The following is a 13856-nucleotide window of genomic DNA, read 5'->3' on the forward strand; positions in this document are numbered from 1 at the left end:
GTCACGCGCGGGCGAAGGCGGTCCTGGCCCGCTCCACGTACCGCCACCGACGCGGCACCACCGGCCACCCGAGCCGGACCGCGACCCGTGCCGCGCGGAAGACGACCCGCCGCGCGCCGGTCGACCGGTAGCCCAACACCTCCCGCACGGCAGGGGGCAGCGCCGCCACGCTGACCGCACGGGGCACGGCCGCCAGCGGCGCGAGCAGCCGCCACACCCACGCGGGCACCCACGGCTGTGCCATCGACCCCGGCCGGTCGAACACCTCCCGGAAGCGCCGCGCGGCCGGGGTCATCTCCAGTTCCTCGGCGCACACGCGGTCGAAGTAGCGCCGGAACGCCGGGTAGTCGGCGGGGACGTCCCGCGTGCCCAGCCCGAACTGCCGCCAACACCGCAGCATCTCCTGGTAGAAGGCCTCCCGCTCGACGTCGTCCATCGGGTGGTCGAAGGCGTCCACCACGGCGATGACGTTCTCCGTGATCGTCGCGAACGCCCAGAAGAAGACCCTCGGCTCCAGCGCGTGGTACCGCTCGCCCCGGTGGTCGAAGCCCGTGACCGGCCGGTGCAGGTCGCGGACCGACACCGCCGTCCGCGCGGCGTCGGGGCCGTCGTAGACGAGGCCGGCGATGGCGGGCAGCGACCGCAGGACCCGGTCCCAGGGCTCGGTGTGGAACGCCGAGTGGTCGACGACGCCCGCGCTCAGCGGCGGGTACATGAGCTGGAGGTACCCGATCCGGCCGAGGAGCAGCAGCATCCGCCGGTCGCCGCAGTAGCGCCAGGCCAACGACTCCGGCCCCAGCGGCTCGACCACCTCCCGACGGGACCCGGTCACCGGACCGGGCTCCACGTTCCCTCGATCTCGACGAGGAGGTCCGGCCTGCACAGGTCCACCACGAAGAACGCGATGTCCGCCCCGGCGGGAAAAGCTCGCAGGCACTGACGGCGGACTTCCTCCACGTCCTCCGCGCGACGGACGTAGACCTTGATCCGGTCGAGGCCCGCGAGGTCGGCGGGCGCGTCCAGCAGCGCCTCGACGTTGCGCAGCGCCTCGCGGCACTGCCCGGCCACGTCACCGGGGAACACCGTGCGGTGGCCCACGATGGCGGCCGTGCCCGACAGGTGCAGCTCGTCGCCCCGCCGGGTCGCCCGCGCGAAGCTGGGCGGCTTCGGCCCGTACCGCCGGGGGTAGTGGTAGGCGGGGACCTGCCGCGGGTTCTCCAGGTGCCGCACCGGTTCCCGGCACGCGAGCAGGTGCACGGAGATCCCACCGCCGAGCGCGCCGACGCCGGTGGCCGCGGGCATCGCGGCCGGACCGCCGTGGCGGTCGAACGCCCTGGCCCTGCCGAGGCAGAAGTCCTGGTAGACCTCCAGCCCGTCGGCGTTGAGGCCGTTGACGTCCTCGACGTACTGCCAGACCCGGAACAGCTCGCGGTACCCCGTGGCGGCGGTGAGGGCGAACAGCTCGGTGTAGAGCCGTTCCACGGCGTCCGCGTAGCGGTCCGACCGGGGCACCCGCGCGGCGAACAGCGCGACCTCGCCGTCGTGGGCGTACTTCACCCGGCCCCCGTCGACCACCGACACCGGCCGGGAGGTCGTCCACACGTCCACCGCGTCCGGTTCGCCCGGCGCGGTGAGGTGCACGTCCATGGTGAGGGCACCGGACGCGACGGACGGGTCACCGGACCGGCCGGTGTAGCGGATCGTCCCGAGCGCACGCGTCGCCGTGCCGGGTCTCGTGACCACGTCGGCCGGACCCCTCATCCCTGCACGGTCCAGGCCAGCCCGTCGGCCGTCGGCACGACCTCGCCCGCCGAGGGCTCGGCGGCGTCGAGGCCACCGCCGTACAGCGCCTGCTCCTGGAGCTGGCGGCCCTCGCTGAAGACACCGCTGATCACGGTCGACTCCAGCAGCGGGTTGCGCCGGTCGCCGGTGGTGGACAGCCGCCGCACCGCCTCGCTCACGTCGGCCGCGGCGGCGGTCAGCCGCTCGCCGAACTCCTCGGGCCGCAGCACCGCGGCGTCCCCGGAAACCAGGCCTCCCACCAGGTCGGCGAAGGCCTCGGCCTCGGGCGCGGACACGTCGGTGACCCGCTTCGCGGACCAGAAGTAGGACCGGTGGTCCTTCTGCATGTCGTAGAACGTCGTGAGGAACTCGTAGAACTGGCCGTACTCGCGCCGGTAGCGGTCCTCGAACTCGGTGAAGCTCCGCTTCTCCTCCAGCCCGTCCTCCAGGCACGCGTTGATCGAACGGGCGGCGAGCAGCGCCCCGTAGGTCGCGAGGTGCACACCCGAGGACAGCACCGGGTCGACGAAGCACGCCGCGTCGCCGACCAGCACCAGGCCGGGCTTCCAGAAGCCCTTCTTCCAGTACGAGTAGTCCTTCCGCACCCGGATCTCGTCGTACGGGGCGGCGGTCGCCGTCGGCACCCCGCGCAGCAGGTCGCGCACCTCCGGGCAGGAGTCGATCATCCGCCGCCACGCGCCGCGCGGGTCGCGCTGGATCGCCGCGGTGTGCTCGGGCCCGACGACGGCGCCGACGCTGGTGAGGTCGTCCCGCAGCGGGATGTACCACAGCCAGCCCTCGTCGAAGGCGGCGCAGAAGATGTTGCCGTCGTTCGGTTTCGGCAGTCGGCCGCCACCCTCGAAGTAGCCGAACACCGCGAGGTTGCGGAAGAAGTCCGAGTACACCCGCCGCCCCGCGACCTGACCGTGCAACCGGCTCGTGTTGCCCGACGCGTCCACGACGTGCCGCGCGCGCACGACGTGCTCGACGCCGTCGGCGTCCGCGTACCGCACGCCCTCGACCCGGTCCTCCCCGTCGAGGACTCCCAGCACCCGGCTGCCCTCCCGGACGTCCACGCCCTTGCGGGCCGCGTTGCGGAGCAGGATCTCGTCGAACCGGCTCCGCTCGACCTGGAACGCCGTCGAGGTCGGGTCGGGCAGCCGCGGGGACAGCGCGAACGAGAACTGCCACGGCTCCGGGTCGGTGCCCCAGCGGAAGGTGCCGCCGCGCTTGAGCTTGAAGCCCGCGGCGGCCACCTCGTCCGCGACGCCGAGCAGGCGACACAGGCCGTGCACCGTCGACGGCAGCAGCGATTCCCCGATCTGGTAGCGGGGGAAGACCTCCTTCTCCAGCAGCAGCACGCGGTGTCCGCGCAGCGCCACCACCGTGGCCGCCGTGGCCCCGGCGGGGCCTCCGCCGACCACGACCACGTCGAAGGTCTCCTCGGTCGAGCCCGTCATCCTGTTCCCCTCATCTCCTCGGTCAAGGCCTCGATCCAGTCGCGCACGGCGGCCGCGGTGGTGTCCGCTCGCTGGTCGCGCATCGACTGGTGGTCGCCCGGCACGTCCACCACGTCGTGCGGGAACGGCCAGTGAGGACGCCAGTCGGTCAGCGGCACGGGCCCGCGCATCGACGGGGTCGGGGTGTCCGCGCGCACCAGCAGGGTGGGCACGGTCCCCGGTTCCGGTCGCCACCCGTCGAACAACCGGACGTAGGCCCCGCCCGCGAGGAGCGCGCGATCGGTGCACAACCCGGTGAAGTCCTCCTCGGACATGTCCGACACCTGCGAGACCAGCGCGGACAGGCGGCCGTCGGCCCGGAAGCCCTCCGACAGGTGCGTGTCGAGCAGGACCAGCCCCGCGGGTGGTGTGCCCGCGTCCTCCAACACCGCTGCCACCGCGTGCGCCACGACGCCACCGAGGCAGTGGCCGACCAGCACGAACGGCGCGTCCCCCAGCAGCGTTCGGATCGCCTCGGCGTGCACGAGCGCCAGCGTCTCCACGCTGTCCGGCACGGCCGGATCGCCGAGCATCCCGGGGTGGTCCAGCACGTGCACGTCCGAGTAGCCGTCGAACGCCTCCAGCAGCCTGGGGGTCGAGCCGGGGGTGAAGGTCACGTAGCTGTCCAGGTAGAGCAGGGCGGGACCGCGACCGCCCCCGGCCACCCGGCGGGGCAGGACGGCGTGTGCCGCCCGATCGGCCGCGGCGAACGCGGGCAGCGCGTACGAGGCGAGGAACCGCATCGTCATCGCCTCCGCCGGGCCCTTGGAGTGGACGACCCGGTGGTACACCGAGGCGAACCTCAGCTCCGCCGGACCGCTCTCGACCGGCGGCGGTGGGAGGCTGTCCGCCAGCACCGAGTGCACGTAGGCGGTCAGCGCGTCGAGCGTCGGGTGGTCCAGCACCATCGTCGCCGCGAGGCGGGCGCCGGTGGCGTAGGCGACCCGGTTGCGGAGCTGGACGGCGGTCAGCGAGTCGAAGCCCACCTCGTCGAAGCCGCGGTCGACGGGGAACGCCGCCGGGTCCGCGAAGCCGAGCACCAGTGCCATTTCCGCGGTGAGCAGCCTCGCCAGCTCGGTCTGCCGCTCGGCCGCCGGGAGTCCGCTGAGGACGGTGCGCCAGGCGCCGGGCGACTCGGCCGCCGGTTCGACGTCCACCGCCTGGACGGCCGCCGGGCGCGGGGGCAGGACGGCGGCGAAGATCGGTGGTGTGTCCGGGTCGTCGCGCAGGACGTCGAGGTCGAGCGGGGCGAGCAGCAGCACGGGTTCCGGGGTGCGGAGGGCCCGGTCCAGCAGCAGGTTGCCGTGCCGCGGCGTGATGGCCGCGGTGGCGCGGTCCTGCCGGACACCCTCGCCCATGCCGCCGCCCTCGGTCTCCCACAGGCCCCACGCCAGCGACTGGGCGGGGAGCCCGGTCGCGACGCGGTGGCGGGCGAGCGCGTCGAGGAAGGCGTTGGCCGCCGCGTAGTTCGCCTGGCCCGGTCGGCCGAACAGCCCGGACGCCGACGAGTACAGGACGAACGCCGACAGGTCCAGGTGTTCGGTGGCGGTGTGCAGGGCCCAGGCCGCCGTCACCTTCGGCGCCAGCACGGCGTCCAGCCGGTCCGGGGTGAGGCTCGCCAGCACGCCGTCGTCGAGCACCCCGGCGAGGTGGAACACCGCCGTGAGCGCGGGCGCGCAGTCGGCCACGAGCTTCGCCACCGCCGCCGGATCGGTGAGGTCGCACGCGACCAGGCGCACCTCGGCCCCAAGACCGACCAACCGCGCCCGCAACTCCTCGACCCCCGCCGCGCTGGCACCGCGCCGACTGGCGAGCACCAGGTGCCGCACACCGTGCGCCACCACGAGGTGCTCGGCCAACACCGCGCCCAGCGCCCCACCACCACCCGTGACGAGGACCGTGCCGTTCGGGTCGACCGGCCGCGAGAACACCGGTGCGGCGGGTGGGGGGTCGAAGTCGACGAGGCCCAGGGACGGCGCCCCAGCCCCGACACCGGCAGGCCCTCGGGACACCACGCCGGCAGGCGAAGCGCCGAGATCAGCCAGGCGCGGGGACACCGCGACGAGCGGCGGGCCGCCGAGGTCGGTTAGACCCGCGGAGGCCACCCCAGCCGACGGACCGCCACGGTCGGCCAGACCCGCGGACGTTGCCCGAGTCGACAGACCGCCACGGTCGACCAGACCCGCCGACACCGCCACAGCCGACGGCGCCCCGAGGTCGGCCAGCGCCGCAGTCACCGCCCCGGACGACCGATCGCCAAGGTCGGCCAGACCCGCGGACGTTGCCCCAGCCAGCAACGCCCCACGGTCGGCCGGACGCCCCGCCTCGGCGGGCGGGGTGTCGACGTGGGCGAGACGGGGGGTGTGGGGTTTGCCGTGGCGGATGGCGAGGTGGGGTTCGGCGAGCGTGATCGCGCTGCCGAGTGCCGCGGCCGAGTCGGCGGACTCGTCCAGGTCGACCAGCACGAGCCTGTGAGGGTTCTCCGCCTGGGCCGATCGGATCAGGCCCGACACGGCGGCGGCGGCGAGGTCGGGGTCGGTGGTGGTGGCGTCGCGGGTCACCACGACGAGGCGGGCGTCGGTGCGGTACGCGGTGCTGTCCAGCCAGTCGCGCACCACCTCCAGGACCGTGCCGACCAGGTCGCGCGCCCGTGCGGCCGGGTCGAGGTCGTCGCGTGGGCGGGCCGCCAGCACGAGGTGCGTGGCGGACTCGGGCTCCACGACGCCGATCATGTGCGCCGCCAGCCCCAGGACGTCCTCCCCCAGCACCGCCCACGCGCCGGGAACGGGTTCGGGCAGCGGGACCGGCACCCAGTCCAGGCGGTACGTCGCGCGGCTCGCGACGGCGTCGGCCGCGGTGGCGGCGTCGAGCGGTCGGGTGACCAGCGACTCGACCGTGAGGACCGGCCGGTCGGCGTGGTCGGTCACCGCGACGGAGAAGCCGTCCGGGCCGCTGGGCGCCATCCGGACCCGGACCGACGTGGCCCGCGTGGCGTGCAGGTCCACCCCGGTGAACGCGAACGGCACCAGCGCGGTGGCCTCCTCGCGGTCGGACCCGGACGCCAGCGCGCCGCAGTGCAGCGCGGCGTCCAGCAGGACGGGGTGGACCCCGAACGACCCGGCGGCCCCGTCCGGCAGGGCCACCTCGGCGAACACCTCGTCACCCCGGACCCACGCCGCCGTCACGGCGCGGAACGCCGGGCCGTAGCGCAGCCCCCGCTCGGCCAGCCGGTCGTAGCCGCCGGTCAGGTCGACCGGCCGCGATCCCGGCGGCGGCCAAGCCCCCGACCGGGCGGGCGCCTGCCGTCCGGTGCGCGCGACCTGGCCGGTCACGTGCCTGGTCCACGGTTCGACCGACCCGGTGCGGGCGTACACGTCGAACGGGTACCGGTCGTCGGCGAGGTCCCCCACGACGACCTGGACCTCGGGCGCCTCGCCGTCCGCGAGGGTCAGCGGCGCCAGCACGAGGAGTTCGTCCAGCCGCGTGCTCCCCCGCTCCCCGGCGGCCGTCAGCGCGAGGTCCACGAACGCCGACGCCGGGACGACCACGGTGCCGCCCACGGCGTGCTCGGCGAGCCACGGCTGGGACACCGGGGACACCCGGCCGGAGTGCCGGACGTGCGCCGTGTCGGCGCCGGGCACCGGGGCCGACAGGAACGGGTGATCGCCCGCGGTCGACGTGGAGGTCAGGGCGTCGAGCCAGTACCGCGAGCGCTGGAACGGGTAGGTCGGCAGCTCGCACCGGCGGGCGCCGCCGCCCGCGTGCACGGCCGCCCAGTCGACGGGCACGCCCCGGACGTGCAGCCGCGCGAGCGCGGCGAGCAGGCCGGTGTCCTCGGCGCGGGACGCTTGGACCGCCGCGACGCACACCGCCCCGCCGCTCTGCTCCTCGGCGAGCGCGGTGAGCACCGCGTCCGGCCCGACCTCGAGGAACGCCGTGACACCGGACTCGGTGAGCGCGGTCATCGCGTCGCCGAAGCGCACGGCCTCCTCGGCGTGGCGGACCCAGTGGTCGGCGTCGAAGCCGGTGGCACCGGCCACGGTGGACACGACGGGAATCGTCGGCCGGTGGTGGGTCACGCCCTCCGCGACCTCCCGGAACGCCTCCAACACGGGCCGCACCAGCGGCGAGTGGAACGCGTGGCTGACCCGCAGCCGGGTCGTGCGGGCGAAGTGCCCCGCGATCCGCACGACGTCGGCCTCGACACCGGAGATCACCACCGACGACGGGCCGTTGACCGCCGCGACGGCGACGCGGTCCGGCAGGAGCAGCGGCTCGACCTCGGCGACCGACGCCTCCAGGGCGATCATGGCCCCACCGGGCGGGAGTTCGGCCATGAGCCGCCCCCGCGCGGCCACGAGCCGGGCCGCGTCCGGCAGGGACAGCACCCCGGCCACGTGCGCCGCGGCCACCTCCCCCACCGAGTGGCCGACCAGGACGTCCGGGCGGACGCCCCAGCTCTCCAGCAGCCGGAACAGCGCCACCTCGAAGGCGAACAGCGCGGCCTGCGCGAAGTCGGTGCGGTGCAGCAGGTCCGGCTCCCCCACGCCGTCGACCACGTCGCGGAGCGGCGCGTCGAACTGGCGGCAGACCTCGTCGTACGCCTCGCGGAAGACCGGGAACCGGGCGGCCATGCACTGTCCCATGTGGACCCGCTGAGCGCCCTGACCGGTGAAGAGGAACGCGAGCCTGGCAGGCCCGCGCACCCGGCCGCGGACGACGTCCGGGTGCGCGGAGCCCTCGGCGACCGCCAGCAGCGCGGCCCCGAGCCGGGCCGGGTCGTCGGCCGACACCGCCACCCGGTGTTCGAACGAGTCCCGGCCCACGGCGAGCGAGTAGCCGACGTCGGCGAGCGGGCGGTCCACCAGTGCCGCGAGCGCGCGGGCCTGGTCCCGCACACCGGCCTCGTCGCGCGCCGAGAACATCCACGGGGACACCAGGGGGTCCGCCGGGGCTCCGGCCTCGTCGACGGCGGGCGGCTCCTCGATGATCACGTGCGCGTTGGTGCCGCCGATGCCGAACGAGGACACGCCCGCGCGCCGCGGCCGGTCACCCGCGGGCCACGGCCTGGCCCGGTCCAGCAGGGTCACGGCGCCCGCGGACCAGTCCACCCTGGACGACGGCGTCCCGGAGTGCAGCGAGCGCGGGAGTTCGCCGTGGCGCAGGGCCTGGACGACCTTGATGATCCCGCCGACCCCCGCCGCGGCCTGGGTGTGGCCGATGTTGGACTTGAGCGACCCCAGCCAGAGAGGGCGGTCCGGCTCCCGGTCCTGGCCGTAGGTGTCGAGCAGCGCCTCGATCTCGATCGGGTCGCCGAGCGTGGTGCCGGTGCCGTGCCCCTCGACCACGTCGACGTCGGCGGGCTCCAGGCCCGCGTCGGCCAGCGCGAGCCGGATCAGGGCGCGCTGGGCGTCACCGTTCGGCGCGGTGAGGCCGTTGGACGCGCCGTCGGAGTTGACCGCCGACCCCCGCACGACGGCGAGCACCGGGTGGCCGAGCCTGCGCGCGTCGGAAAGCCGTTCCAGCAGCAGGAAACCCGCGCCCTCCGCCCACCCGGTGCCGTCCGCCCCGTCGGAGAAGGAGCGGCACCGGCCGTCGGGCGACAGGGCGCGCTGGCGGCTGAACGAGATCAGCGGCTTGGGCGTCGACATCACCGTGACGCCGCCCGCGAGGGCCAGGGAGCACTCGCCGTCGCGCAGCGACTTGGCCGCCAGGTGCAGCGCCACCAGCGACGCGGAGCAGGCGGTGTCCACGGTGAGCGTCGGACCGGTCAGGCCGAGCGTGTAGGCGATCCGGCCGGAGGCGACGCTGCCCGCGGACCCGATGCCCAGGTGCGACTCCAACTCGTGCCGCGACAGCCTGGTCCCGTAGTCGCCGTGCATGACGCCGACGAACACGCCGGTGTCCGAGCCGCGCAGCGAGGAGGGCGCGATGCCCGCGTTCTCCAGCGCCTCCCAGGCGATCTCCAGCAGGAGCCGCTGCTGGGGGTCGGTGGCCAAAGCCTCGCGCGGCGAGATGCCGAAGAAGCCCGCGTCGAAGTCCGCGAGGTCGTGCAGGTAGCCGCCGCGCCGGGTGTAGGACTTGCCGACGCGGTCCGGGTCCGGGTCGTACAGGTCGGCGAGGTCCCAGCCGCGGTCGGTCGGCAGGTCGCCCGTCGCGTCGACACCGTCCGCGACGAGCCGCCACAGGTCCTCCGGCGACCCGACCCCGCCGGGGTAGCGGCACGACATCGCGACGATCGCCACGGGCTCGTCGGCCGTCGCACGCGGACGCGGCACGGCCTGGCGCGCGACCGCGCCGGTGAGCCGGGCGTTCAGGTGGTCGACCACGGCGGCGGGGTCGGGGTGGTCGAAGACCGTGCTGCTCGACAGCCGCAGCCCGGTCGCCGCGCCCAACCGCTCCGCGAGCGCGACCGCGCCCAGCGACGTGAGGCCCAGGGAGGTGAACGCGGTGCCCATCGGCACGTCGTCCGCCGACGGCCACCCGCAGGCGAACGCCGTCTCGGCCCTGACCAGGTCGCGCAGGACGGCGGTCCGCTCCGCGTCGGGCAGCGCCGCCAGTTCCGCCGCGCGGGCCGCCGCCGTGGCGGGACCGGCGGCAGCCTCGGCGGCCAGCCCGGCCACCAGGACGCGCCGCAGCGGCTTGCCGGAGGCGGTGCGCGGGATCTCGTCGACCAGCAGCACCGCGTCCGGCACCTTCACCTCGGCCAGCGCCGCCGCGCAGGCGTGCCGGAGGACGAGGGGCTCCACGGTCTCGTCGGCGGGCACGACGAACGCCACGGGGACCGCGCCGAGCACGGGGTGGGGCCTGCCGACGACAATGGCGTCCCGCACGCCCGGCAGGCCGAGCAGCAGCCGTTCGACCTCGGCCGGGTGGATGTTCTCGCCGCCGCGGATGATCACGTCGTCGACCCGGCCGGACAGGACCAGGTGGCCGTGCTCGCCGACCCGGCCCAGGTCGCCGGTCCGGTACCACCCGTCCACGACCGCCTTGGCGGTGGCTCCTGGGTTCGCGTGGTAGCCGGTCATGACGCCGGGGCTCCGCACCCAGATCTCGCCGTCCGCCCCCGGCGGGACGTCCACGGCCGTCTCCGGGTCGACGACGCGCACCTCGGTGCCGGGCAGCGGAGGCCCGCAGGACCCCTCCACCCGCGGCCCGTCGAGCGGCTGCACCGCGATCATCCCGCACGTCTCGGTGCTGCCGTAGCAGTCGTTCAGCGCAGTGCCCAGCAGGGCTTCCGCGGCAGTGCGCAACTCGGTCGCCAGCGGCGCGCCCGCCGTGACGCACAACCGCAGCGCGGGGGCCGTCAGCGGCTCGTCGACGTCCAGGAACCGGTGGTACGTGGTGGGCACGCCCGCCAGCACGGTCGCCGACGACTCCTCGACCAGCCGCAGCACGGTCGCGGGCAGCGGGGGTTCGCTGACGATCCGCGCGCTCGCGCCGACGGCGGTGATCCCGACGACGCACAGCGAGTGCGAGAAGCTGTGGAACAGCGGGAGTGGCCACAGCAGCCGGTCGTCCGCCGTCAGGCCGAGTTCCGGCACGTAGCAGGCGGCGACCGACCACAGCGCGGTGCGCTGCGTCGACACGACGCCCTGCGGGCCGCCGGTGGTACCGGACGTGTGCAGGATCCAGGCCGGCTCGTCGAGCCCCAGGTCGTCGCGCGCGGGTTCGGGTGGTTCGGTGGCGACGAGGTCGTCGTACCGCGTCGCCCCCGGCCCGCCGTCGCCCACGACGACGACCCTGAGCAGCGGCCGGTCGGCCGCCATCCGCTCCACCTGGGCCGCGTGGCGCGCGTCGGTCACGACCGCGGCGGCGGCGCAGTCGTCCAGCAGCGCGCCGAGTTCGACGTCCGTGCAGTTCGGGTTGACCGGCACGCCGACGACCGCGGCCCGCACCCCGGCCAACAGGACCTCCACGTACTCCACCCGGTTGTCCAGGTAGACCACCAGGCGCTCCCCGCGGCCGACCCCCAGCGCCGCGAGGTGGCCCGCGAACCGCCCCGTGCGTTCCAGCAGCGCGCCGTAGGTGACGGCCAGGCGCGCGTCGCGGAACGCCTCCCTGTCCGGATCGCGCTCGGCGTGCGACTTCAGCGCGTCGGGCAAAGGGCGGATCAAAGCCTCATCAGACATGCCGAATGAGCCCTCTCGAGGAGAAATCACGTGCGAGGACGCAGTGAAAGCGGCGGCGGGTTCCCCCTTCCATCTTTACACCGCGGACGACGCTTATGACAGGTGGTGGGGAAAGTCGGGTGCCCAGCTCGACCGGACGACGCGGGCCATCAGGCGGGAACCGTTGGTGTGGAACGACTCCGCTCACCTGGCGAAGGCGAGGACCGGGTGCGGTGAGCAGGCACGCGAATCGCTATCGCGGCGAGCGTGAATTGAATACCGCTCCGAAAAGGACCAGACCAGAAGCCCCAGTGGAACAGTCCGTTTCGAACACCACCACGTCCGGAACCGACTTTCCACGGCATCCGCTCAAGGGCAGGCAGGACGGCTCGTAATACGCTGCGCTGCGGAAACTGGGGCGAGGGCTCGCCCGGCCGCCGGCTCGGACACGGCGGACGGGCGGAGGTACGCGCAGGGCAGCGTCGAGGAGGTCATCACCCTGGTTTCCGGTGGCGGGAACGTGTCCCGCCACCGGAGGTCGATCAGGCGTACAGGCGCACGTCGCTGACGCTCCACCAGTTCCCGGCCTGCGCCGTGGCGGTGATCCTCAGGTGCCGGGCGCGCGTGCGGGGCACGTCCACATTGGTCAACTGCCCAACGCCCACGCCACTGGCCAGTTCTCGCCAGTCCGTCCCGTTGTCGCTGACCGAGAGCCGCCACCCGCGGGCGAAGTCCCCGAGGTTGCCGCCGCTGTCGATCGCGACCCGCCGGAACACCTTGCCACCACCGAGGTCGACCTGCACGTACTGGCCGGGTTCCTGGCCCTGGCCGCTGCTCCACCAGGTCGACGCCTCGGCGTCCACCGCGGACGCGGGGTCGGTGCCCGCGGGTGACGTGGTGACCTTCGCTCCGGTCAGCGCGACCTGGTCCAGGTCGGGGCGCGGGGCGCGGTCACGCGGCCAGGTGAAGGTCGCGAGTGCCCCGCCGGGCAGGGTGTAGTCGAGGACCCGGTCGCCGACCGCGACGGCGAACGACCTCGGCTCGTCGTTCTCGTTGTGCACCACCAGTGCCGTGGAGCCGTCGGGGTTGCGGAACGCCACGTCGGCGATCTGGCCGTTCCAGCCCGTGGAGCCGAACGACGTGCTGGCGATCCGCCTCGCACCCGGTTTCACGAACTTCGAGAGGTGCCCGACCGTGTAGTACTCGGCGTTGGTGGTCACGGTCTTGTCGGCGTTGACGGTCACCAGGCCGGTGCACGTGTCGCAGCCGCCCAGGTGCGGTCCGCCGGTCTCGTCGAGCGCGATGTTCCAGTTCACCACGGACTTCGCCCAGTTCCGGGTGGTGCCGATGGCGATGGTGCGCGCGTGCCAGACCAGGGTGTCCCGGAAGACCTTCGACGGCGGGTCGGCCGGACCGTGCGAGCCGGAGCACTCGGTGAACCAGATCCCCTTGTCCGGGTGGGCGTTCCGCAGCGCGGTCTGCGCGGAGGGGTCGCCGTAGTAGCAGTGGAAGGCGGTGCCCGCGACCCACTTCGCGGCCGGGCCGGACAGGAAGTCCTCGGGGTAGTCGGTCTCCGGGTCCTGGCCGGGCGGCGTGGTGCCGATGTCGCCGGGGTGGGTGGCCCAGTTGTGGTCGTACGCCAGGATCTTCGTCCGAGGGCTGGCCCAGCGCAGCAGCGGGCCGAGCGCGCTGACGACCTTCTCCTGCTGCCCGACGGGCATGTCCGCGCCCGGATAGCCGACCGGGGTGCGGTTCTGCGGCTCGTTCTGCACGGTCAGGTAGTCGACGGGCACTCCGGCCTCGGCGTAGGCGCGCACGAACTTCACCAGGTAGCGCGCGTAGGCGTCGTAGATCGCGGGGTCGTCCTTGAGCCGTCCGCCCACCAGCGAGTCGTTGGTCTTCATCCACGCCGGAGGGCTCCACGGCGTGGCGATGATCTTGAGCTTGGGGTTGAGCCGCTTCGCCCGGCGCAGCAGCGGCAGCACCTGCTCCTCGTCGTGGGCGATGCTGAAGTGCCGCAGCGGGAAGTCGGTCTGCCCGGCGGGGACGTCGTCGAACGTGTAGTGCTCGGCCGCCGCGGTGAAGTCCGAGGAGCCGATGGGCTGCCGCAGGAAGCTGACGCCGATGCCGCGCTCCGGGTCGAACAGCTTGCGCAGCGCGTCCTCGCGCGCGGCCGGGCTCAGCCGGTGGAGGACCGCAGCGGAGGAGTCGGTGATCGAGGCGCCGAACCCGTCGACCTCCTGGAAGACCTGGTCGGGGTCGACGACGATCGTCTGATGGGGCGAGTCGCCCCGGCGGAACGCCACGGACGGCTGTTCGGCCAGCAGGTGGGTCCGGTCCGCGGTGGTGAGCCAGACCCTGGCCTTCGGGGAGTCGTGCCCGCGGTCGGCGAGCACCCCGCCGGGCGTGCCGAGCACGAGAGCGACCACGGAGGTCAGGGCTACGACGGCGGTGGTTCTCATCG

At 74.3% G+C, this 13856-nt stretch carries 5 protein-coding genes; all 5 read right to left on the minus strand.

The window, feature by feature from the left end; genetic code table 11:
• Nucleotide 1 precedes the first annotated feature (1 nt).
• Nucleotides 2-832: an oxygenase MpaB family protein gene (locus NZH93_RS00665; protein ID WP_259620873.1), complete on the minus strand. Its 831-nt coding sequence runs from the start codon at nucleotides 830-832 to the stop codon at nucleotides 2-4.
• Nucleotides 829-1761, minus strand: a complete 933-nt coding sequence (locus tag NZH93_RS00670) for an FkbO/Hyg5 family chorismatase (protein WP_259620874.1) — start codon at nucleotides 1759-1761, stop codon at nucleotides 829-831. The genes NZH93_RS00665 and NZH93_RS00670 overlap by 4 nt, the downstream gene beginning before the upstream one ends.
• A complete protein-coding gene (locus NZH93_RS00675; RefSeq protein WP_259620875.1) occupies nucleotides 1758-3242 on the minus strand; it encodes a tryptophan 7-halogenase in 1485 nt (494 codons plus the stop codon). Before NZH93_RS00675 ends, NZH93_RS00670 begins: the two co-directional genes overlap by 4 nt.
• Complete coding sequence (locus NZH93_RS49460) at nucleotides 3239-11398, minus strand: type I polyketide synthase (RefSeq protein ID WP_276022488.1); 8160 nt, start codon at nucleotides 11396-11398, stop codon at nucleotides 3239-3241. The genes NZH93_RS00675 and NZH93_RS49460 overlap by 4 nt, the downstream gene beginning before the upstream one ends.
• 536 nt (nucleotides 11399-11934) lie before the next feature.
• Nucleotides 11935-13854, minus strand: a complete 1920-nt coding sequence (locus NZH93_RS00695; RefSeq protein ID WP_259620876.1) for a discoidin domain-containing protein — start codon at nucleotides 13852-13854, stop codon at nucleotides 11935-11937.
• Nucleotides 13855-13856: the final 2 nt, after the last annotated feature.

The organism is Umezawaea endophytica (assembly GCF_025061645.1).
GTDB classification, from domain to species: domain Bacteria; phylum Actinomycetota; class Actinomycetes; order Mycobacteriales; family Pseudonocardiaceae; genus Umezawaea; species Umezawaea endophytica.

Bases quoted from the DNA above. Each gene is read 5' to 3' on its own strand.
- NZH93_RS00695 (WP_259620876.1), bottom strand. From the start codon at position 13,854: ATGAGAACCACCGCCGTCGTAGCCCTGACCTCCGTGGTCGCTCTCGTG.
- NZH93_RS00670 (WP_259620874.1), bottom strand. From the start codon at position 1,761: ATGAGGGGTCCGGCCGACGTGGTCACGAGACCCGGCACGGCGACGCGT.
- NZH93_RS00675 (WP_259620875.1), bottom strand. From the start codon at position 3,242: ATGACGGGCTCGACCGAGGAGACCTTCGACGTGGTCGTGGTCGGCGGA.